23 protein-coding genes are annotated in these 22,849 nt (G+C 37.8%); 12 read left to right on the forward strand and 11 right to left on the reverse strand.

The annotated features are described in order from the left end of the window. Positions 1–31: 31 nt before the first annotated feature. From MTT09_RS03330 to MTT09_RS03365, 8 genes are all read right to left on the reverse strand, one after another. Positions 32–271, reverse strand: coding sequence for a hypothetical protein (locus tag MTT09_RS03330; RefSeq protein WP_103560449.1), 240 nt, complete (start codon positions 269–271; stop codon positions 32–34). An 11-nt stretch (positions 272–282) separates the two neighbouring features. Further along, complete coding sequence (locus MTT09_RS03335) at positions 283–660, reverse strand: hypothetical protein (protein ID WP_103585941.1); 378 nt, start codon at positions 658–660, stop codon at positions 283–285. A 10-nt stretch (positions 661–670) separates the two neighbouring features. Next, positions 671–910, reverse strand: a complete 240-nt coding sequence (locus MTT09_RS03340) for a hypothetical protein (RefSeq protein WP_021091986.1) — start codon at positions 908–910, stop codon at positions 671–673. A gap of 10 nt (positions 911–920) precedes the next feature. Next, entirely contained in the window at positions 921–1,160 is a 240-nt protein-coding gene (locus MTT09_RS03345; RefSeq protein ID WP_107770870.1) for a hypothetical protein, read from the reverse strand. Positions 1,161–2,188: 1,028 nt separating this feature from the next. Next, on the reverse strand, positions 2,189–3,427 hold the full coding sequence (locus tag MTT09_RS03350) for a toprim domain-containing protein (protein ID WP_429802538.1): 1,239 nt from the start codon (positions 3,425–3,427) through the stop codon (positions 2,189–2,191). Then, positions 3,424–3,660: a TrbM/KikA/MpfK family conjugal transfer protein gene (locus MTT09_RS03355; RefSeq protein ID WP_103560454.1), complete on the reverse strand. Its 237-nt coding sequence runs from the start codon at positions 3,658–3,660 to the stop codon at positions 3,424–3,426. The genes MTT09_RS03350 and MTT09_RS03355 overlap by 4 nt, the downstream gene beginning before the upstream one ends. A gap of 9 nt (positions 3,661–3,669) precedes the next feature. Continuing rightward, positions 3,670–4,656 carry a type IV secretion system protein gene (locus tag MTT09_RS03360; protein ID WP_103585937.1) on the reverse strand — a complete coding sequence of 329 codons (987 nt, stop codon included), beginning with the start codon at positions 4,654–4,656 and terminating at the stop codon, positions 3,670–3,672. Positions 4,657–4,682: 26 nt separating this feature from the next. After that, positions 4,683–5,984 (reverse strand): hypothetical protein, encoded by a 1,302-nt coding sequence (locus tag MTT09_RS03365; RefSeq protein ID WP_234402245.1) that lies wholly within the window; start codon positions 5,982–5,984, stop codon positions 4,683–4,685. A gap of 728 nt (positions 5,985–6,712) precedes the next feature. On the opposite strand from MTT09_RS03365, the gene MTT09_RS03370 reads away from it, so the two are divergent. Continuing rightward, positions 6,713–7,867, forward strand: a complete 1,155-nt coding sequence (locus tag MTT09_RS03370) for a site-specific integrase (RefSeq protein ID WP_103585657.1) — start codon at positions 6,713–6,715, stop codon at positions 7,865–7,867. Between the two features lie 202 nt (positions 7,868–8,069). On the opposite strand, the gene MTT09_RS03375 is transcribed toward MTT09_RS03370, so the two are convergent. Then, entirely contained in the window at positions 8,070–8,423 is a 354-nt protein-coding gene (locus MTT09_RS03375; protein ID WP_004317216.1) for a histidine triad nucleotide-binding protein, read from the reverse strand. Positions 8,424–8,541: 118 nt separating this feature from the next. Between MTT09_RS03375 and pheS the strand changes: the two genes are divergently transcribed. From pheS to MTT09_RS03420, 9 genes are all read left to right on the forward strand, one after another. Then, entirely contained in the window at positions 8,542–9,537 is a 996-nt protein-coding gene (pheS, locus tag MTT09_RS03380; RefSeq protein ID WP_429802542.1) for a phenylalanine--tRNA ligase subunit alpha, read from the forward strand. Next, complete coding sequence (pheT, locus tag MTT09_RS03385; protein ID WP_429802544.1) at positions 9,534–11,870, forward strand: phenylalanine--tRNA ligase subunit beta; 2,337 nt, start codon at positions 9,534–9,536, stop codon at positions 11,868–11,870. The genes pheS and pheT overlap by 4 nt, the downstream gene beginning before the upstream one ends. Further along, positions 11,867–13,153: a 3-phosphoshikimate 1-carboxyvinyltransferase gene (aroA, locus tag MTT09_RS03390; RefSeq protein ID WP_149709882.1), complete on the forward strand. Its 1,287-nt coding sequence runs from the start codon at positions 11,867–11,869 to the stop codon at positions 13,151–13,153. The genes pheT and aroA overlap by 4 nt, the downstream gene beginning before the upstream one ends. After that, the gene (locus MTT09_RS03395; protein ID WP_429802547.1) at positions 13,134–13,958 is read left to right on the forward strand and encodes a 4-hydroxy-3-methylbut-2-enyl diphosphate reductase; all 825 of its coding nucleotides are present in this window, start codon (positions 13,134–13,136) and stop codon (positions 13,956–13,958) included. Before aroA ends, MTT09_RS03395 begins: the two co-directional genes overlap by 20 nt. An 80-nt stretch (positions 13,959–14,038) precedes the next feature. Beyond that, positions 14,039–15,715: a 30S ribosomal protein S1 gene (locus MTT09_RS03400; protein WP_004317168.1), complete on the forward strand. Its 1,677-nt coding sequence runs from the start codon at positions 14,039–14,041 to the stop codon at positions 15,713–15,715. Positions 15,716–15,720: 5 nt separating this feature from the next. Continuing rightward, positions 15,721–16,203: a hypothetical protein gene (locus MTT09_RS03405; protein WP_103652140.1), complete on the forward strand. Its 483-nt coding sequence runs from the start codon at positions 15,721–15,723 to the stop codon at positions 16,201–16,203. Continuing rightward, positions 16,197–17,777 carry a phosphoglycerate dehydrogenase gene (serA, locus tag MTT09_RS03410; RefSeq protein ID WP_429803703.1) on the forward strand — a complete coding sequence of 527 codons (1,581 nt, stop codon included), beginning with the start codon at positions 16,197–16,199 and terminating at the stop codon, positions 17,775–17,777. The genes MTT09_RS03405 and serA overlap by 7 nt, the downstream gene beginning before the upstream one ends. A gap of 21 nt (positions 17,778–17,798) precedes the next feature. Beyond that, positions 17,799–18,365, forward strand: coding sequence for an elongation factor P (efp, locus tag MTT09_RS03415; protein WP_004317246.1), 567 nt, complete (start codon positions 17,799–17,801; stop codon positions 18,363–18,365). Between the two features lie 24 nt (positions 18,366–18,389). Next, positions 18,390–18,998 carry a DUF4304 domain-containing protein gene (locus MTT09_RS03420; protein WP_429802550.1) on the forward strand — a complete coding sequence of 203 codons (609 nt, stop codon included), beginning with the start codon at positions 18,390–18,392 and terminating at the stop codon, positions 18,996–18,998. A gap of 794 nt (positions 18,999–19,792) precedes the next feature. On the opposite strand, the gene MTT09_RS03425 is transcribed toward MTT09_RS03420, so the two are convergent. Next, positions 19,793–20,443: a tRNA threonylcarbamoyladenosine dehydratase gene (locus tag MTT09_RS03425; protein WP_429802551.1), complete on the reverse strand. Its 651-nt coding sequence runs from the start codon at positions 20,441–20,443 to the stop codon at positions 19,793–19,795. Beyond that, the gene (gene surE / locus MTT09_RS03430) at positions 20,443–21,210 is read right to left on the reverse strand and encodes a 5'/3'-nucleotidase SurE (protein WP_429802553.1); all 768 of its coding nucleotides are present in this window, start codon (positions 21,208–21,210) and stop codon (positions 20,443–20,445) included. The genes MTT09_RS03425 and surE overlap by 1 nt, the downstream gene beginning before the upstream one ends. A 102-nt stretch (positions 21,211–21,312) precedes the next feature. Here surE and lpxB point away from each other — a divergent pair, with 102 nt between their 5' ends. Beyond that, a complete protein-coding gene (gene lpxB / locus MTT09_RS03435; protein ID WP_429802555.1) occupies positions 21,313–22,347 on the forward strand; it encodes a lipid-A-disaccharide synthase in 1,035 nt (344 codons plus the stop codon). A gap of 4 nt (positions 22,348–22,351) precedes the next feature. Further along, on the forward strand, positions 22,352–22,837 hold the full coding sequence (gene greA, locus MTT09_RS03440) for a transcription elongation factor GreA (protein WP_103581979.1): 486 nt from the start codon (positions 22,352–22,354) through the stop codon (positions 22,835–22,837). The last annotated feature ends 12 nt before the right edge of the window (positions 22,838–22,849 follow it).

The raw sequence follows: 22,849 nt of genomic DNA on the forward strand, positions 1-22,849 counted from the left end.
ATAAGGCTATTTGGTTTCTCGACCAGCTTTATCATACTCTGGCTCTTCTTTGCTCTTCTTCGTCGATCTGACACACTACTTCGTCGTCGTGCCATATCATGCACCCAAGAGAGTCTAAGTATTCAACCATTAGCCTAACACTGCTTTTTAAAAACGAGAGCTCTCTATCACTTATGTTTGCAAGCTCTCTTGACTCTAGTGGGAGCGGAGCTTTAATTAACTCATTCATTATTTCATTTGCTCTCTCAAATTTATTATAATCTCTATTCATGCTTGTCCCTTTTATGGTAATTTAAAACCTATTGCATAAATCGGATACACATTCTCTATAAAACCATTTTTAGCCATGGTTTTTATTATCTCTTTAAAAGTATGCCTACGATCATCATATTTTATCCACCCACCTTCAATATCTCTTTTCTCAAAATACCAATACACTTCATCCATATTGATGTAGCTTTCTTCAACATACCCCTGTTTAAGTGCCATGCTATTATCAAATTTATCTGCTGGCTCGGCTGGTTCTATAACATAGTAGTATTCATTGTCGCTAGTTGCTTTATAAAAATCTACTACTCTATAGATAGATTCGAATTTATCAAGTGGTCTGTCCATGTGCTTTTTTAGGACTATGCTGTCATTTGATTTAAATTTTTGCATTTTAGACTCCTTAATTGTTTAGGTTTGCTAGTAAATTTGACTTTTCATCTTCTATGCTCTTAATTACATCTTCTTTATTTGTAATTTCGCAACCAAACTCGTCTGCTAGCTCAATTATGTACTTTTGAAGCCTAGCACATTCGGCTATGACTTCTTCGCTTTCATCATCCAAATCCCCTAACCACTTGCATTCTTTTAACGCCTTTAGCGTCATTTCATGCCTGCAATAGCTCATAAATATCTCTCTCATCTTCTACTCCTTATCTATTTTCTCTTATATTTTGCTCTATAACATCTTTTGTGGCTCTTAGTGACTCACAAAATGATGTAAACTCGGTCTTTTCACCTTTATTGTAGGTCACATAAACTACGTTAGTTGTGTCCGTGTCGTTTAACATAGCTTCGTATACCACACCATTTCTTTGCATCGATATATGCTTTTCATCGCCATTTATCTTTCCGTATTGACTAAGTAGGTTAATTATGCTGTTTGCTTTCATCTCTTATCCTTTCTTTTTATAATAAGATTATATCCAAAATAAACTTAATAAATAATAAAACTATAAATAATAAAATATTATATAATTAAAATATTCAGTAGTAAAAAAATAACTTATAAAATAAAATAATCAAAATACAAGCATAATATTTAAGCATTTTTTAAGTTACATTATGCTTTTTTCTTCCCCCTTTTTAAATTTACACATCGCTTTTGGCGATGCTACTATATTGCGGGGCGTTGCGGGGTATCCCCGCTTAATACCATAAAGAGCCGAGACCTAGGCTCGGATCTGGCGTTCCAGCACTCTAGTGCAGGTCGCCTGCCATAAATTTCGGACAATTTGTAAAAATAAATTTACTCAACAATGCGTCAAACTCCCACACAAAGGGGCTAAACCTAACTTCATCAATACTTATTTAAAGCTTAAAGTCTAAAAAGCATAGCTTTATCCTGACTAGCCAAATCCTGAACTAATGACGAGAAAATGTAAAACTTCTTACTATTTAAAAGCCTTACAAACGCCGATACAATGGGACTAAACCTAACTTCATCAATACTTATTTAAAGCTTAAAGTCCAAAAAGCAGAGGGCTTGCATTCGATTACGGCTCATAAAATTTCGGACAATTTGTAAAAATAAATTTACTCAACAATGCGTCAAACTCCCACACAAAGGGGCTAAACCTAACTTCATCAATACTTATTTAAAGCTTAAAGTCTAAAAAGCATAGCTTTATCCTGACTAGCCAAATCCTGAACTAATGACGAGAAAATGTAAAACTTCTTACTATTTAAAAGCCTTACAAACGCCGATACAATGGGACTAAACCTAACTTCATCAATACTTATTTAAAGCTTAAAGTCCAAAAAGCAGAGGGCTTGCATTCGATTACGGCTCATAAAATTTCGGACAATTTGTAAAAATAAATTTACTCAACAATGCGTCAAACTCCCACACAAAGGGGCTAAACCTAACTTCATCAATACTTATTTAAAGCTTAAAGTCTAAAAAGCAGATGGCTGTTTTTTATCGTGTCTTAGATGATCTTTCGTAGTCTTTTTCAATTTTTGTGTTTATCAAGTTAAGTCGCTTATAGCTTTCTCTCATTCCCTGTAATGTCTTGATCTTTGGTTCTATTTCTCTAAATTTTTCAATATTAAGGGCGTATAGGTCTTTTATTCTACTTTTCTTAGCATCTGGCTCGAGAAAGTCGTATTTCTTTGACAAATACTCAACTTGCCGAGAAAACTCCTTTAAAGGCTTTGTTATGCTGTCGAGACTAATTTTATTACTACTTATACCCAATGCCGTGCCTGCTACCAAATCATCATTAAAGTCCTTTAGGATTGGCTTGGCTGATCTCGCATTTGGTACTATTTCTAGTATCGTTTTTGTAAATTCTTTGCCACGTTCGTCATTATCAAATCCTAGTACAACTCCTGCATTTGGTGCCAGCTTTGTCAATGCTTTTATGACTTCCTTTTGCGTTGCCGATATTTGACCATTTGTTGAGCATAGGAGTGTTTCTTTTAAATTTACGTCTTTCATTTCACAATATGATAATGTATCTATCATGCTCTCACAGATTACAATATTTTTAAAATCCTTTGGATTCTTGTGTGCTTCGTCTGCCTTGAGTATTTCAAGCCCCTTTATTCCATTGCAGAGCTGTTTTATCGGCTTAGCATATGCCTTTCCTTGCTGATCCTGCGTTAAAGGCTTTGATAAGTAGCTTATATACCCTGTCTGCTTTAGAAATTCTCTTTTGCCACTGCTTAGTTCCAATACACTTAATGTATATGTTGGCACTATTGCATTCTTAAATTTTTCATCCTGCTTGAGGCTACTAAATTTTATCAGGATATCGCTTTTAATTTTTCTTTTGCTAGTCAAAAACGAGTTTTCATCTATCTTATTTAATTTTTTAAATTTTTCTACTATAATACTATCATTTTCTTTTTGTTTTATTATTTCTTTAGTATTGTTTTTTAATGTTTTTACATCGTTTATTATATTTTCATCTATTAAATCTTTTATTGATACGCCACGATTTTTGGCGAAATTATATATATTTCCCCTATCATTATCATCGCTTGGGTTAAAGTATAAATAGTGTCCGTTGCTTTTTCTTGTTATGATAATTGTATCGGAGTTGTTGTTTGTGAGTGTCTTGTAATTTTGGCTACTTTTCTCTCGTTTTTCAAAGTAGCCATTATTCTTTAAAATTTCATCTAGTGGGAGTTCGACTAAATTTTCTTTGTTCATTGTTTAGGACATAATTTTAAAAAGTTCTCACGCTTCTTTGCTTGTTTGTGTGGTTTTTTGTCTGTTATTGAAAAATATTTTTTAAGTGCTGGAGCACATTCGCTCGGTCTTGTTGGGCTTGATAAGCACAATAATGCTTCGCATGCCAGCTTTGCATCTCCTGTTATTTCCTGTGCTACTGCACTACCTGCAAACATTGTTATGGCAACAATACTTAAAACTATTTTTTTCATTTTTACTCCTTATTTAAAAAATACAAATTTTGGAAGCCCTAGCTCATCTTTTGGCATTTGCTTTGTTTCTGGGTCAAATATTGCATCATTTCGCTTATATTCAACAACTTTTTGGTTAAAGCTATCTGGCGTTAAATCTCTAGCACTATTGTCTTTCATGGCTTGTCTGCTCGATGCCATTGCGCTGGTGTAATTGATATTTAGCTCATATTGCTGTTGCATATTTTCTAAAATTTTAAGCAGTATAGTATTTGTCAATGCTTGAGCCTGTTTCTGATTATTAGCCTTATTTAGTTGTTTAGATAGCTGCTTTAAATCATCTCTCATTCTATCTCTTGTATACTCTTTCGTTTTATCGCCATTATGAAATGTGTCTTCAAATGCTAATAAATTGTTTGTTTTTTCTATATTATCTCTCTCTTGTAAAAATCTTTCCGCATTTTTAATATTACTGATCTGCGCCTGATAGTTTGCTCGTTCTATTGGATCAACTGCCTTATTCATTTTTTGAGTTAATTCTTCTATGCTCTTGCTTATATTTGCTCCATCACGTAGTGCAAATGTACATCTATTTAGCTTATTTGCTAGTTTATTGCCTGATGCTTTTACTGAGTGACTAAAAAATTGGCTGTTTTGTTCTAAGAATGAGCAGGCTGTCTTAACTCTTGCTATATCCCCCATTATGTCTTTTGGCAAATTTTTTACATCTTCGTATATGCTTTGCATTTGCGATATTAAACTTTGTGCATCGCCTAATATCTCATAAACGCTGTTCATATCTACACCAAGCTCTTGCATTTGTTTCTCGAAATTTAGTGTATCTTTTACCATTTGCTCGTATTGTTTGATCTGTTCTGCGTAGTCTTTCAGTGTTTGGGTGTATCCCATAACTTGTTGGGCTATCGCAGCTACGTCAATAGTTGGTATACCACTAGCATTAACACTACTTAAAAATAGTGAGGATGCTACGGCAACTGATATAATCATTCTTTTCATTATTTTTTCCCTTTTCTACTCATTTTTTATAAGCTCCTGCTTTGTTCTTGGTCTTTCTCTTTTGTCTTGTTTAGTATTTTTTCTTTGCTCTGCGCTAAACTATCATTAACTTTTTTATAAAATTTAGGATAACTATTTTTAAAATTTGGCGTTTCTTTCTCTATTTCGTTCAACATTTTATTTAATTTTTCGTATCCTTTTATATCAAGCCCTTTTTTAATTTCTTTTTCATACGTTGTTTTTAGTTTTGCGTAGTTTGCATGCTCGTTCTCTAATTCTTTTAAACCGCCCTTGACTTCTTTGCGTTGCTTATAAACTTCTTTAACCAGATCTCCCACTGCATCTTTAAATTTGGGACTATCAAAGGCTAGCTCTAGCTTTTCTTGTCGCTGGCGTTCTTTTGTTTCGCTTTCTTCTTTGCCCTGTCGCATCATCATTTCTAAGCTTCTATCCATCTCCTGCAGAGCAGTCATTATGTCTTTTATATCGCCACTATTCATCAGATTGTCAATTGATTTTTGAAAATTGGCTTCAAGCCTAGATTGTTCATCTCTTAATTTTTCAAGCTCTTTTTCGTGCTGGTTTTCTAGCTCATCAGCTTTTCTGCTCCAGTCTTCTTGTTCTGCTTCTCTTTCTTGTGAGTGTGTTGTAATTGCGATATCCTGCTTGGCTTCATTTTTATTCTCTAGCTCAGCTTCTTTTGCCTTGATCTGCTCATCTATCTTTTCTTTTTCTTTTAAAATTTCAAGGCTACTTTTTAGGGTGTCATTGCCGTCTATTTCATTCAGCTTATCGCTTACAAAGTCTCTCTTTTCTTTTGGACTTTTAAATTCATTAAACTCAGCTTCTTTTGCCTTGATCTGCTCATCTATCTTTTCTTTTTCTTCTAGGGTATTAACGGCTTCATTCAAATTCTTATTTAATTTTAATTCTGCTGTTTCAAAAATAAATTTACGATTTATATCTTGGATTGTGTATTCTTTTTCATTGTCAAAGTTCTCTTTCAAATCCATATCCATTTCTCTTATCGTGAGTGTTTTAATTTTATTGAGATCTTCTGCACTTATGTCTGTTTTATAGATATTGTTAATAGCTTCTCTTACTTCATTATCGTCGTTGCTACCATAAGCTGTATAAAATTCTCTGGCACATGCTACTGCACCTGTTTCGTTGCTTTTAAAAATTCCTGTGTTATCGATAGCTTCTTTACATGTTAGCACCTGCTCTTTTACACTGCTTTGTTTTAATTCTTCGGATGGCATCACCATTTCTTGCTCTTTCAAATAACTCCATTCAGCCAATTGATCTTGAGTTAGCTCTTCTGCCATTTTCTTTCCTTAAACGATAGATTATTTAATTAATTTTACCCTTTATTAAATTCAACTAACTTTTAAAAAGTGATATATAAAGCAACCATTTTTAAGCTAAATTTAATAAAAGCCACAATCAATCTTTAAATGCTCTACAATCAAAAATAAGCGTTTAATGCTATCCTTTCTTTAAATTATTTTTTAAAAGCCAACACACCCCTTTAAAATCAATTTAAACGCTAATTCCTTTTTTAAATTTTTTCAACACATAAAACAATAAAAAAATTTAAAAACTCAAAACAATATAAAACAACTTTAAAAAATTTTTAAGCTTCTACTTATTCTATTAAAATTTAAATTTTCTTATTAACAACATCTCTAATAAAAAATTTCTTTCCCTTTTTAAATTTTATGTATTTATATATTAGTGTTTAGCGTGGCGGACATTTTGTAAAATATTAAACTTTTTATTTAATTTTTCCTTAGTTAAAAATATCCCTATTCTTTGGTATTTTTGATTAATTCTTTTTATTTATAACTTAAAATAAAAATAACAAATAAAAGGACATTTTGTAAAATAAAGCCATTAAAGCAAGGTATATTAAGCATTTATTAATATTTATTTCCCTTTATATGGTTATTTAAGCTTTAAAAGATATAAATACTCTTTTTTAAAAATCTTAAATAATAAAATTAATTTAAAGTGAATTTTTGTGTTATGTTTAAATTTTTGCTAAAATCACCGCATGAAAAATTTAGAAAAAAATAGAAATATATATATTAAGCATAATCGTTTTTATATTGACTATCAAAAGGATGGCGTAAGAATTCGCCGTGCCACTGGACTGAAAAAATCCACTTTAGCATTTGATTTTATTCGAAAAAACTATAATTTATTTCTTGGCTCTGAAGAGGATATTGAACTTGCTAAGAGCAAATATTACGAGCTCGAGGATATGCAAACTGATCGCATAATCAGAAAAGGGGAACAAAAGCTGGAGCCTATTAAAAATACTAGTGAGTTTAGCTTTGAGGGGATTATTTATAGATTGCTTAATGAAAAATCCTTTTTAAAGGATAAAACAATCAGGTTTTATAATGTTGCTAGTCAGGCTGTTATAGACTTTTTGCATTCAAAAAATATCTTTTATCTGTCCGATTTTGAAAGGCAGGATAGTATTGATTTTGTAAAATTTTGTAAAAACAAGGGCTTAAAAGATAGCTCAATTAATGGGTATTGCTCTTTTTTTAAAATGGTTTTTCGTTATGCTATTGCCAATGATATAATCTCAAAAAATCCATTCTATATACCTAGGTTCAAACAAGAATTACATAATGCCGACAATGGTGATTTTACCCCTTTTAATTTAAGTGAGATTTTGCAACTTATAAAACATGCCGAGGGCGAGCTACGCTTATTTTTAATAGTTGCATTCTTTACTGGGGCTAGGACTGGCGAGATTTTGGCTTTGACTTTTAATGACTTGGATTTTCAAAATAAGGAGATACGTATTAATAAAACTCTATCGGAGCTAGGTGTTTTGGATTCTCCTAAAACTAAATCCAGCAATCGTACAATTGATATGCTTGATATTGTTTATAATGAACTGATAAAACTCGATTATACCGATATTAATCAAAATATTTTTTCTCTTTCACGAGCAGTTATCAGATTAAAATTTAATGATTTGCAGAGATCCCTTGGCTTTAAAATACATAAGCTTTATGATACTAGACACTCATTCGCTTCTGTAATGTTAAGTCGTGGTGAGGAGCCGATGTGGGTTGGTTGTAAAATGATGGGTCATAAAAATTTAAATGAGACCTATCGCTCTTATGCTAAATATCTACCAAAAGATACTAGACAAAGAGCAACTTTTTTAAAGAATATAACAATTTAAAATTTTAAAAAAATAGACACTTTTTGATAAAAATATGCTATAATATACTAATTTAATTTAAAAAAGTAGATGACTTTTCACCCCTTTTTTATTTATTTAAATGCCTATTTTACGGCATTTCAGCTTATAAAATTTAAGATTTGAGTTTTGAAGTAAAAATTTGAAGTGAAATTTAGACTCAAAAAGAGTCTAAATTTTATTTTTAAAATGTGCTTTGTGGATCAGCTACGCCTTCGCTCCAGCCAAGTTTTGCGCCAGCAAGTAGGTGAAAGTGCAGGTGCATGACCTCTTGACCGCCGTTTTCGCCGCAGTTTGTTATGAGTCGGTATCCGCTCTTATCAACGCCCATTAAGCTCGCCACTTCTTGGATAAATTTAGTCATCTCACCCATCAAAACTGGATCCATCTCTTGGAAGTTTTTGTAGTGTTTTTTAGGAATGATGAGGATGTGGATCGGCGCTTTTGGGTTGATGTCATTAAAAGCTAGAAATTTCTCGCTTTCAAGCACTTTGTTACAAGGAATTTCACCAGCAACGATCTTTTCAAATATGGTCATTTTAGCTCCTTTGAAAGTTTGAGAAATTATATCAAAGTGTGCTTAAATTTCGCGCTTTTTATCTTGATTTTAACTCTTTTTCTATAAAATCGATGCAAAAATTCATAAAGGTAAAAAATTGCAAGATTTCATTAACAAAATCAAAAATGAAATTTCAACTCTTGATGATCTTGAGAAGGTCAGGGTAGAAATTTTTGGCAAAAAGGGCATCTTGGCGCAAGGTTTTGCAAAGCTAAAAGAGCTTGGCGAGGATGAGAAAAAGGAATTTGCAGCAAATTTAAACAAGCAAAGAGATGAACTAAGCGCGCTTATAGAAGCTAAAAAGGCTGAGCTTAGCGAGCAAGAGATAGATAGCAAGATGAAAAAAGAGGCCGCTGATATTACGCTCTTTAACGAGCCTGTTGCTAGCGGGGCGCTGCACCCAGTGATGGCCACGATGGATAAGATAATTGAGTATTTTTTAGCTCTAAATTTCTCGCTCGAGACTGGGCCGCTTATAGAAGATGATTTTCAGAACTTTGAGGCGCTAAATTTACCAAAATACCACCCAGCAAGGGATATGCAAGATACATTTTACCTAGATGATTTTAGGCTTTTAAGGACGCATACGAGCCCAGTTCAGGTGCGAACTATGCTAAATCAAAAGCCGCCTATCCGCATGATAGCGCCAGGTACGGTCTTTAGACGTGATATGGACTTAACGCATACACCGATGTTTCACCAGGTCGAGGGCCTTGTGGTGGAGGATGCTGAGAAAGTTAGCTTTGCAAATTTAAAATCAATGCTAGAGGGCTTTTTAAAGCACATGTTTGGCGACGTTGAAGTGCGTTTTCGCCCTAGCTTTTTCCCATTTACGGAGCCTAGTGCAGAGGTTGATATTAGTTGTATATTTTGCCATGGTAAGGGTTGCAGGGTGTGCAAGCAGACTACATGGCTTGAGGTGCTTGGATGCGGCGTCGTGGATCCAAATGTATTTAAGGCGGTTGGCTATAAAAATGTAAGTGGATATGCTTTTGGCCTTGGGGTTGAGAGATTTGCGATGTTGCTTCATAGAGTGCCTGATCTAAGGTCACTTTTTGAGGGAGATTTAAGATTGTTGGAGCAGTTTAAATGATAATTTCAAAGCATTGGTTAAACGAGTGGGTCGACCTTAGCGAGGTTAGCGGCGAGACACTTTCAAAGACATTAAATTCAATCGGTTTAGAAGTTGATAGCTATAAAGAGATAAATTTACCAAAGAGCATCGTAGTTGGCTACGTAAAAAGTAGAGAAAAGCACCCAGACGCCGATAAGCTAAGCGTTTGTCAGGTTGATGTTGGCAGCGAAACGCTTCAGATCGTGTGTGGGGCTAAAAACGTCGAGGCTGGTCAGTTTGTGCCAGTAGCGCTCATTGGCACGACTATGCCAAATGGTCTTGAGATCAAAAAGGCAAAGCTAAGAGGCATCGAGTCATGCGGTATGATCTGCTCTTCAACTGAGCTAGGACTACCTAAGACAAATGACGGTATATTGCCACTTGATGAGAGTATCGGCAAGCTAAAACTTGGCACAAGTCTTGGCGAATTTGAAGCGTTTAAAGATGTGATCATCGAGGTTGATGTCACAGCAAACAGAGGCGACTGCCAAAATTTACACGGCATCGCAAGAGAAATTTGCACCGCACTTGATCTAAATATGAAAGATAGCCACGAAAATGAAGATAGCGAAAATTTACTAGGCATCGGCAGGATCGCGTCTGTGCGAACCGAAGATAAGGTAAATGGCTCGTTTTTGTATAAAGCCTTTGAGCTAAAAAATGCATTAAGTGAAAATTTATTAACTAGGTTGAGACTAGCTTTAATTGATTGTCAAAAGACAAATTTAGTAGAAAGACTGCTTGAATACGCGACATTTTGCACGGGCGTCTTGTTTAGAGCTTATGATCACGCTAAGCTTGTAGGCGAGGGCGAAAAAGCAGTTTTTGACATCAAAAATGGCGAAAATGGCGAGTGCGTGGTCTTTTGCGAGGATAAAAATTTAGGTGTTGCTGGAATTTACCAAAGTGATGAAGCTAGGGTTGATGAGGGCTCAAAGGTGATCTTGGTAGAGGCTAGCTACGTAAAACCAGATGTTGTTTCAAAAGCCATTTTTGAAAATAAAAATTTACCAAAAGGCGATCAAGTTTATCGCTCAAGCCGTGGTAGCGAGCCAAATTTAGGTTATGGGGCGGACTATCTTTTCAAAAAGCTTGCAGGCTTTAAAGATAACCTAAGTCTTTTTGCGGGCTCTCAGCAGTCGCTACTTGGCACCGAGCCTATCACGCTTAGCATCTCGCTTGGCGAGCTTAAAAATATGATAGGGCAAGAGGTTGCTAGAAACGATGTCGTTAAAATTTTAAAGAAACTTGGCTTTGAGATCAGCGTAAATGTCGAGCAAGAGAGCTTTAATGTAAAAGTGCCGCTATTTCGCCACGATATCGTAAATTCTCATGATATCTGCGAGGAGATCGTAAGGATAATAGGCATCGACAATATCGCCTCAACGCCGCTAAATTTCGCAGAGAAAAATAGGCTAAATAAGACATATTTTGACTATAAAAATGCTTTAAATTTAAGACACCGCGCAGCTAGTAATGGCTTTTTTGAAAGCGTGCATTACGTATTTGACAGCCTTGATGAGCTAAGTGAGCTAAATTTCAAACCTTGTAAGATCAAGATACTAAATCCTATAAACAACGAGCTAAACACGCTTAGACCAGCACTTGTTAATCACCTTCTAAGCTCAAGCGAGAAAAACATCAAAAACTCAAAACGCTCAGTTAGACTTTTTGAGCTTGGCGAAGTTTTTGATGAAAATGCAAACCAAGGCTTAAATTTAGGCTTTGTCGTATCTGGGCTTTTAAAAGAGCCAACACTTATAAATGGCGCAAAGGGCGAGGAGGCAAATTTCTACGCATTTGCAGCGATGGTGCAAAATGTCATAGGTAAATTTGAGCTAAAACCTTGCCGCGAAATATCATATCTTAGCCCATACGAGCAAGCACACATATATCAAAATGGCGAAAAGATCGGCTATATCGGCAGAGTCGATGCAAGAGTAGAGGCAAAAAGGGATCTGCCTAAAACTTATGTTTGTGAGATTGATTTTGCGAGGCTTAAATTTGAGCCGATCTTAGCAGTGCCATACTCAAAATTTCAAAGCACGACAAGAGATCTTAGCCTCATCGTGCCTGAAAATTTCGAGGCTGGACGAATTTATGAGTGCATAAGAGGGCTAAATTTAAAAGAGCTAAAAGAGTTCTTGCCGGTTGATATCTATAAAGATACGAAACTAAACGGCGCGATCAGCCTTAGCCTTAAATTTACATTCCAAGATATGGAAAAAACGCTTGAAGATGACGATATAAACGCGCTTATGGATAAAATTTTAAGCGAGCTAAAAGAGAAACTAAATATCGGAATAAGATGAGAATTTATCCACTAGAAAAAAGTCTAAATTTAACCATCGATGACATCGCAGCTGACAAGTCTATCTCGCATAGATGCACGATGTTTTCGCTTTTAAGTGACAAGCCATCTCGCGTTAGAAACTACCTAAGAGCAGGCGACACGCTAAATACCTTAAAAATAGTCGAGCTCTTAGGCGCAAAGATCGAAGATAACGGCGCTGAAATAACGATCACTCCGCCACAAAAGATAAAAGAGCCAAATGAAATTTTAGAGTGTGGCAACTCAGGCACGGCGATGAGGCTTTTTATGGGGTTACTAGCCGCACAGGATGGCTTTTTCGTGCTAAGTGGCGATAAATACTTAAATTCTCGTCCGATGGCAAGGATAGCAAAGCCTCTAAGTGAGATGGGTGCAAAGATAGATGGTGCAAATAACGCAAACAACGCTCCTCTTTGCATAAGAGGGACTAAATTTGAAAGATTTAGTTTTGATAGCAAGATCGCTTCAGCTCAGGTAAAAAGCGCGCTTTTGCTGGCGGCTCTTTACTCAAATGGCTGCAAATTTAGCGAGCCTGAGCTAAGCAGAGACCACACTGAGCGTATGCTTGCAGGTATGGGGGCTGGTATAAAGCGTGACGGCCTAGAGATCACTCTAGAGCCGATGAAAGGCCCACTTGCGCCACTTGATATAGACGTGCCAAATGACCCAAGCTCGGCATTTTTCTTCGCGGTCGCAGCTTTAATTATCCCAAATTCGCATATCATTTTAAAAAATATCTTGCTAAATAAAACTCGCATCGAAGCTTACAGGGTTTTAGAAAAAATGGGCGCTGAGATAAAATTTCATAAAACCTCAAGCAAATACGAAGATATCGGCGATATTGAGGTTAGATACTCGCCAAATTTAAAAGGTGTAGAGGTTAGCGAAAATATCTCGTGGCTCATCGACGAAGCCCCAGCTTTAGCCATCGCATTTGCCTGCGCTAAAGGTCAAAGCAAGCTAATAAATGCAAAAGAGCTTCGCGTAAAAGAGAGCGACAGGATAGCTGTCACGATAAATGCGCTAAAGCAGTGCGGTGTCGATGCTAGCGAGCTTGAAGACGGCTTTATCATAAATGGCTCTGAGGCGAAATTTGCCACGATAGATAGCCACGGAGATCACAGGATCGCCATGAGCTTTGCCATACTTGGACTAAAATGTGGCATGCAGATAGAAAAGAGCGAATTTATCGCTACTTCGTTTCCAAATTTTGCTGAAATTTTAAAGAAAATGGGAGCTAGAGTTGAAGATCGAGCTTGCTAGTAGTTATGGATTTTGCTTTGGCGTAAAAAGGGCGATAAAGATAGCTGAAAATGCTGGAGATGCCGCAACTATCGGCCCACTCATACATAATAACGAAGAGATAAATAGGCTAGAGAAAAACTACAATGTAAAGACGCTTGAGGGCATAGGTGAGCTAAAAGATGAGAAAAAGGCGATCATCCGCACTCATGGCATCACTAAAAACGACCTTGCAGAGCTAAAAAAAACAGACATAAAAGTGATCGACGCAACTTGCCCGTTTGTGACAAAGCCACAACAAATTTGCGAAAAAATGAGCGAAGAGGGCTATGATGTGGTGATCTTTGGCGACATGCATCACCCAGAAGTAAAAGGCGTGAAGTCGTATGCCAAGGGCAATGTCTATGTCGTGCTTGAAGAGAGCGAGCTAGAGGGCGTTAAATTTAAGCAAAAGGTCGCGCTTGTTAGCCAAACTACTAGAAAAGTTGAGAAATTTATGCAGATCGCAAACTATCTCATGCTTCATGTAAAAGAGCTACGCGTTTTTAACACGATCTGCAACGCGACATTTGAAAACCAAGAGGCTGCTAAAAATTTAGCAAAAAGAGCTGACGTGATGATAATCATCGGCGGAAAAAACAGCTCGAACACAAAACAACTCTACCTAATATCTAAAAATTTCTGCGAAGATAGCTACCTCATTGAAAGCGAAGAAGAGCTTGAGGGATCATGGTTTGACGGCAAAAATTTGTGCGGCATAAGTGCGGGCGCTAGCACACCTGACTGGATCATACAAAAAGTCGTTGACAGAATCAAAAAAGTATAAAATTTATCCTAGCTAAAGCCACAATTAACTATAATAAGCCAATTTGCCTCTACTGGCATAATAAAATTTAAAGGATCAAGATGGCTGTGAACAAAAGTGTTCAATTAGGAAAAGCAAAAGACGAAGATATCGAAGATATCGATTTTGCTGCGATGTTAGAGGAGTCTTTTAAAAAGACTGAAGAAGATAGTGACGCAAAGATCGTCAGTATCAATGGCGATGAGGTTTTAATCGACGTTGGCAAGAAGTCAGAAGGCATTTTAAATGTTTCTGAGATCACTGACGCAAACGGTAACCTGACGCATAAAGTTGGCGATACGATCAAAGTTGTAATAACTGGATCAAGAAATGGAAGACCTATAGTGTCGCACAAAAAAGCACTTAGAAAAGAGAAAGTTAAAGCTTTCATCGAAGCTTACGATCCTGAAAATTCTGGCGAAATCGACGTAAAAGTAGTTGGAAAAAATAAAGGTGGTTTTATCACTCAAGATGCAAATGGCGTAGAATTTTTCTTACCAAGAACGCACAGCGGATTTAAAAACGCTGAGGGCGTAGTTGGAAAATCATACAAAGTAAGAGTTATAAAAGTTGATAAAGAAGAGAATAGCATCGTTGTCTCAAGAAAGAAAATTTTAGATGACGACCGCAAAAAACGCAAAGAAGCTCTATCAAATATAGTAGAAAACGATAGTGTTATAGAGGGCACAGTTAAGAAAATCACAACTTATGGTATGTTTGTTGATGTTGGCGGTGTAGACGGACTTGTGCATTACAGCGAGATAAGCTACAAAGGCCCAGTAAATCCTAGCTCTTTATACAAAGAAGGTGATAAAGTTTTAGTTAAAGTTATCAGCTATGACAACGAAAAACGCCACCTATCTCTATCTATCAAGGCTGCTACTCCAGATCCTTGGGAAGAGATCATAAATGATGGTCTAGAAGTTGGCGACACTATAAAAGTAACAGTTAGTAATATCGAGCCTTATGGCGCATTTGTCGATCTTGGAAATGATATTGAAGGATTTTTACATATATCTGAAATTTCATGGGACAAAAATATCAAAAATCCAAAAGATCACATCAGCGAAGGTCAAGAGATCGATGTTGAGGTTATCGAAATAGACGCAAAAGGACACCGCTTAAGAGTGAGCCTTAAAAATTTACTTCCAAAGCCATTTGATGAATTTAAAGCTAAATTTAAAGAGGGCGATGTAGTAAAAGGCGTTGTAACAACTATCACAAATTTTGGTGCATTTGTTAGAGTAGGCTGCGTTGAGGGCTTGCTACACAATGAAGATGCATCTTGGGACAGAAATGACAAGTGCAAAGATATGTTTAAGGCTGGTGATGAGCTAGAAGTAAAGATCATCAAAATCGACAGCGCTGAGCAAAAAATTTCTCTAAGCCTAAAAGATCTAAAACAAAGCCCAGTTCAAGCATTTGCTAATAAATTTAGTGTAGGCGACATCGTAAAAGGAACGATCCGTGACATTAAAGACTTTGGCGTATTTGTCGAGCTTGGCGATAATGTCGATGCGTTAATCCGCAAAGAAGATCTAGGTAGTGTAGATGCTAGCACGTTAAAGATCGGCGACGAGATCGAAGCTGCCATTGCATTTATCGATGAGAAGAAAAATAGAATTCGCCTAAGCATACGCCGTTTAGCAAAACAAAAAGAGCGTGAAGTGTTAAATGAGATCAATGACAACGACGACAAAGTAACACTTGGCGACATCATAAAAGAACAATTACGCTAGTATAAATGGGCAGACGCACACTTTTATTAGTAGTTGTTCTGCTCTTTGTGATGTTAGGTTTGGTTGGAGTTTATCTTGTTAAATTTGCAAGTGTAAATTTCAGCCAAACTACTGAAAAAAATATGACAAATGAGCAAAATATAACCAAAAATACAGCTGGCAGTGAAAACTGGATCAACGAGCTGGCAACTATTAAGAAAAAAGATTACGTATTGCCCGTAAATGAAATTTTTATAGAATACAACCGACCTAAGATAGAAAAGCCAAAGATCACAGCATACGAACTTATGATAGATAAAAACGACATCTACTCTATGTTCTGCTTGATGCAGACTTTGCGAAATAGCGAGGTTGATTTTACTGTAGTAAGAGATGGCGCTAAGAGCCAGATCTTTTTAAATACCCAAGACTCAAGGCTTTTGCAAAATATCATTTTGCAGCTAAGAGTTTACGATATCCACTCAAGTGTGAGAGAGGTAAAATTATGAAAACTATCATTGTTTGCGATGCGATACACCCAGTAGGTTTTGAACTTTTAAAAAAAGAACAAGATATAAATGTAATAGACGCAGTTAATATCCCAAAAGACGAGCTTTTAAAAATTTTAGGCGAGGCTGATGTAGCGATCACTAGAAGCTCGACTGAGGTAAATGAGGCGTTTTTAGAAGCTGGTAAGAAACTAAAAGCTATCGTTAGAGCTGGTGTTGGCGTGGATAACGTTGATATAGATGGCTGTTCAAGAAGAGGCATCATCGCCATGAACGTCCCAACTGCAAATACTATCGCAGCAGTTGAGCTAACTATGGCACACATGCTAGCAGCTGCAAGATCACTTGAATACGCTCACAACGATCTAAAGCTAGATAGAATTTGGAAACGCGAGAAGTGGTACGGAGTTGAGCTTTTTAAGAAAAAGCTAGGCGTGATCGGCTTTGGTAACATCGGCTCAAGAGTAGCAGCTCGCGCAAAAGCTTTTGGCATGGATATCATCGCATACGATCCATATATCGATCCATCTAAAGTCATCGATATGGGCGGCACTTATACTAAAAATTTTGATGACATCTTGGCATGCGACTTCATCACGATCCACACTCCAAAGACCAAAGAGACAACCGATATGATCGGCGCTAAAGAGATAGCAAAGATGAAAGATGGCGTAAGGCTTATAAACTGCGCTAGAGGTGGTCTTTATAACGAAGAGGCGCTTTATGAAGGGCTAAAAAGTGGCAAGGTAGCATTTGCTGGCATCGACGTCTTTACAAAAGAGCCAGCGACAAGCCATCCGCTTCTTGATCTAAATAATGTAAGCGTCACACCACATCTTGGGGCAAACACCCTTGAGTCGCAGCGAAATATCGCAGTAGAGGCAGTCGAGCAGGCTATCTTGGCAGCACGCGGTATAAGCTATCCAAACGCTCTAAATTTACCTATAAAAACAGAAGATCTTCCGCCGTTTGTTGAGCCTTATATCGATCTTACAAGCAAGATGGCATTTCTTGCAGCTCAGATAAACAAAAGTGCCATCAAAGCTATCCGTATAGAGACTCACGGGCAGATTGGCGAATATGCAAATTCAATGCTAACTTTTGCGATTGTGGGTGCTTTAAAAGAGAGTCTTGGCGATGCGATAAACTACGTAAATGCTAAATTTTTATGCGATGAAAAAGGCATAACTACCGAAACTAGCACAGGTGGAGACAGCATCTTTAAAAACAAGATCACAGTTCGTCTGACGACTGAAAACGGCATCGTAAGCGTTGGCGGTACGGTGTTTGGTGAAAATCAACAACGCATCGTAACCGTAAATGGCTTCAAGACTGACTTCAAGCCAAAAGGTAAGATGATCATCTTTAAAAACCACGATGTACCAGGCGTTATCGCTCAGATCAGTAAAATTTTGGCTGATGAGAAGATAAACATCGCAGACTTCCGTCTTGGTAGAGATGAGCACGGCATGGCGCTTGCGGTCATCTTGGTCGATGAACATATAAAAACAGAAACGCTAGAGAGATTAAACGCACTTGAAGCTTGTGTTTGGGCTCAATACGCAGTTATATAACAAATTACGAAAGGATAAAAAATGGCTTCATATTCAATGGGCGATCTAAAAAAGGGACTAAAGATCGAGATCGACGGCGTTCCTTATAAAATCGTAGAATATCAACACGTTAAACCGGGCAAAGGCGCAGCTTTTGTTCGTGCAAAGATCAAATCTTTTGTCGATGGAAAGGTTCTTGAAAAGACTTTTCACGCAGGCGATAAGTGCGAGCAGCCGCACCTTGAAGAAAAAGAGATGCAATACCTCTATGATGATGGCGAGTTTTGCCAATTTATGGACACGACTACTTACGAGCAAGTTGCGATCAGTGACGAGGACGTGGGCGATGTTAAAAAATGGATGATCGATGGCATGATGGTTGAAATTTTATTTCACAATGGCAACGCAATCGGCGTCGAAGTGCCACAAGTAGTAGAGCTTAAGATAGTTGAAACTCCACCAAATTTCAAGGGCGATACACAAGGTGGCAAAAAGCCAGCTACTCTTGAGAGTGGCGCGGTAGTTCAGATACCATTTCACGTACTAGAAGGCGAGGTCATCCGCGTTGATACCGTTCGTGGCGAGTACATCGAGCGCGCAAATAAATAATCACACATCTGGCACGTTAAATTTATGAAAGAGAAATTTGACGAGCTTATTGCTCTGCTAAAGTCGCTATTTAAGGATAATGGCTTTAGTAAGAGCGCTTTAAATTTCTGCAAAAATACAACAAATTTTATATATGTTGTAAATTTTCAAAAAAGTAGTGGCAATAGCTCAGAGCATACGAGATTTTATATAAATTGCGGCATTTACACCCCTTTTATAGGGGCTACTCTTGGCAAAGAAGCGCTTAATAAGCCAAAAGAGTATGAGTGTCATTTTAGAGCCAGAGTACATGAAATTTCCAGCACTGCTTCTGCGCACTACGAGCTAGAGCCAGATAGTGACGTGGCTAAAATTTATGAAAATGTAGCAAACGACCTTGGTTTTGTTTTTGAATTTTTTGAGCAAAATAGCTCGGAGGAAAATTTAATAGAGCTAATGCTCGAACAAAACGGCCTTGCAGCGATAAATCAACTCTACGAATATCTTTTGATAAAAGATAAAAGTGAAATTTTGATCTCTCATGCCAAAAAGCTTTACGCAAAGCACGGCAGCGAAGCAAGATGGGGTAAATTTCAAAACCAGATAAATGAGCTGCTTAGAAAATATAAAAAAGATGAGATAAAATTTAAATGATAAATCGCATTTGGTTGTAAAAACAGCAAACACGATCAGATAAATATGTAAACTTTAGGTCTATTTTAAATTTTTATTTAAACTACTTACTAAAATTTAGGACTTATAAATTTAAAGCTATATTTTAAAATAGAAATTTGTTGTGGTTTGCGATGCGCCAGCATTAAAGCATGCACTTCTAACGCGCGCAGGTTTTTACTAAGGCTTCGTTTCGTAACTGCAAGCAGACGTGAGGTCTAAAGAGGGATAAAGGGACGGAGTTTCGTGTCTATCCTAGTTGCGAGCCTGAGAAGCAAAATTTAAGCCCCCTTGTCTCCTTCTTGGATAAATCAAATTTAATCAAGCTATTTTTACAAATTTTAAAATTTGCTTGAATTTTTAAACGCATGCAGTGCGAAGCGCTGAAGCATGCCACCTTGAACGTCGTAGGGGTTAGGGTGGATTGTTAAAGGGCAAGGGAGCTTCTTTGCTTCGAAAGCTCGTAACTGCAAGCAGATCGTAATTTAAGCCTCTCCCCCTTTTTTTTAACAAAGAAGCAAACATTTAAATTTGATTAGATTGCTTTACAAATTTTAAAACCTTCACTCACTCGCAAGGATTGGCTACTAAAATTTGGCTTCGCTTACAGCTAAACACAAATTTTAGAGCCAAAATTATTCGTTCATGAAATTTTAAAATTTGTTAGATTGCTCATCTTGGATTGTTGATTTTGTCTCTTGTAGAGCTAGCTATTAAATTTATATCCAAAAATGTCAGCTCTAATTTGAAATTTTACTCGGAGTGTAAATCTGGGCTTACTGCTCAACTATCTTTTTAACAGCCAGTGAGGCTAAATTTAGTCCAAAGCAGGCAGTCACACCCATGAAGCTGCCAAGTTGCTTGCAAAGTGGCTCTTCTGTTGAAAAAACCACGTCAAATTTACCGCTAAAACCTGATTTTTTGAGCTCATATCTATATTTTCTAGCTAGTGGATCGACCGAAGTTTTCCAAACGCAGGCCACCTTGATCTTGGTTGGATCAACCCTTTTTGCCCCACCCATCGAGGCTATAAATTTGCTAGGATCTACCGCATTTGCAAGGGCGATCTTGGCGGTGATATCATCGATCGCATCGATCACCACGTCAAATTTACTAAAGTCAAATCCAGCGACAAACTCAGGCGTGATCAGCGTCTGCATAGGCGTGATGCAAGGATAAATTTTGGCAAACTCATCCACCTTTACGCCGCCTACGTTTTCGCTGTAAATTTGGCGGTTTTGATTTGTCACGTCAAAGATGTCTTTATCGATCAGCGTGATGCTTCCGACCCCGCTTCTAGCAAGCGCATCTACGCACATCCCACCAACGCCTCCAGCTCCGCAAACTAGCACTTTTGCGCTTTGAAGCTTGCTAAAACCATCCTCGCCAAATAGCCATCTTATCCTTGTAAATCTATCATCTTGCATCAAAATTTCCCTTGTAGAGCCGCTAGGCTCTCGTATGAGGTCATATCAAGCTTTATCGGCGTGATCGTCGCAAAGCCCTCATTTACCTTGCTGATATCGCTTAGCTCGCCACCCTCGTAGTCAAGTGCTGCGTTTCCAAGCCAGTAGTACTCGACTCCCCTTGGGTTGCGGTTAAGCGCGGCGTGCGTGGCGTAGGTGCGTCTGCCAGCTGGCACGGCGGTATAGCCTTTGAAATTTTTGCTTGTTACGGCTGGGATATTTACGTTTAGAAATTCCCTTTGATTTAGCGAAATTTCGCCCTCAAGCACCTTTGGCACGATAAATTTCACGACCTCTTTTGCCAGGTCAAATCCAAGCTCATTTATCGAGTTATTTACATAAAACTGCGAAAATGCAATGCTCCTAATGCCCTGTAAAACGCCCTCCATAGCCGCTCCGCACGTGCCAGAGTAAGTGATGTCCTCGCCTAAATTTGCCCCATGGTTTATGCCGCTTATGATAAGGTCTGGCTTTTTGTTATAAAGTGCGTGAAGTGCGAGATAGACGCAGTCGCTAGGCGTTGCGTCGTCAAGCTTAAAAAAGCCATCATCAAGCTTGATAAACCTAAGAGGCCTTGTGAGAGTTAGCGAGTGGGCGCAGGCTGATTTTTCAGAGCTTGGCGCTACGATCGTGACATTTACGTCATTTAGCTCTCTTAAAGCATCTCTTAAGGCTAGCAGCCCTGCGGCCTCAAATCCATCGTCATTTGTTATCAAAATTTCTTTCAAATTTTATCCTTTAAAGGCTTGGATTTTATCACAGCTTTCTTAAAAAATTAAAGAATTTTTGCGTATAATGCCCCTAAAAAAAGACAAACCGAAAGTGTAAAAATGAAAATTTTAGTCTCCGCTCTTGAGCCATCAGCAAATTTGCATTTAAAAGAAATTTTAAAAAATTTCGAGGGCGAATTTGAACTAATGGGAATTTTTAGCGAAGAATTTGGCACGCCATATATAAAAACTAGCGAATTTTCTGCGATGGGCTTTGTTGAGGTTTTGCCGCTCATCTTTAAAGCAAAAAAGGCGATGAAAGTGATGAGTCAAATGGCAAAAGAGGCTGATGCAGTGCTGCTAATAGATAGTCCAGCTTTTAACCTCCCACTTGCAAAGGCGATAAAAGAGGCCGGCGCAAAAGCAGCCGTGACATACTATATCTTGCCTCAAGTTTGGGCGTGGAAGCCAAAAAGAGTAAGCGTTGTGGAGAGGTATTGTGACAACCTAGCTTCGATCCTACCATTTGATGCGAAATTTTATAGCCGCTCGACCTACGTGGGTCATCCTTTGATGGATGAGATAAAGCTTAAAAAAACTAGCCTAAGTAGCAGTGGCAAAGTGGCATTTTTGCCAGGATCAAGAAGGTCAGAGATTTCTAGGCTGATGCCAGTTTATAGAGAGCTTGCTAAAAAGATAGAGGCTAAAAGGCTACTTGTCGTGCCGCCATTTTTGCTTGATAAAGTGGGCGAAATTTATGGCGATGTGAGCGATTTTGATATCGTCTCAAACACGCCTGAAGCCTTGTATGAGAGTGATTTTGCCTTTGTTTGCTCTGGCACTGCTACGCTTGAGGCAGCGCTCATTGGCACGCCATTTGTGCTAGCATATAAGGCAAAAGCGATAGATGTTTTCATCGCTAGAAAATTTGTAAAGATCAAGCACGCGGGACTTGCAAATATAATGTTTGATTTCATGGGCAAAGAGCCGCTTCATGAGGAGTTTATCCAGGAGTTTGCAACGGCTGAAAATTTGCTAAGAGCTTATGAGAGCTGCGATAGGCAAAAATTCTTAAAAGGCTGCGATGAGCTAAGGGCCTACCTAGGGCATGGCAGCAGTAAAAATGTAGTAAAAATTTTAAAAAATATGGAGTAAAAAAATGAGTGAACCAATGACAATGCACGGATATGAGAAGATAGAAGCTGAGCTAAAGGATCTAAGGCTGGTGCAGCGCCCTCAAATCGTAATAGAGATCGACATCGCAAGAAGCCACGGCGATCTTAAAGAAAACGCCGAGTATCACGCCGCAAAAGAGAAGCAAGCCTTTATAGACGCTAGGATCGCTGAGCTTAGCGCACTTTTGGCAAACGCAGAAGTGATCGATCCAAGTAGCTACGAGCATGATAGGGTGAGGTTTGGCTCAAGTGTGACGATAATGGACGAAGAGACTGAGGTTGAGCATACTTACACGATAGTTGGCGTTAGCGAAAGTGACCTAGACAAGGGCTATATCTCGATAAACTCACCTCTTGCAAAGCAGCTTTTAGGCAAGGCTGAAGGCGATGAGGTCGCGCTAAATTTACCAAAAGGCAGAAGCGACGTTGAGATCGTTAAGATCTGCTACAAGCCTATAAAATTTGACTAAAAAGATGAGGCA

It is taken from the genome of Campylobacter concisus (assembly GCF_050447505.1).
Lineage (GTDB): Bacteria > Campylobacterota > Campylobacteria > Campylobacterales > Campylobacteraceae > Campylobacter_A > Campylobacter_A concisus_BP.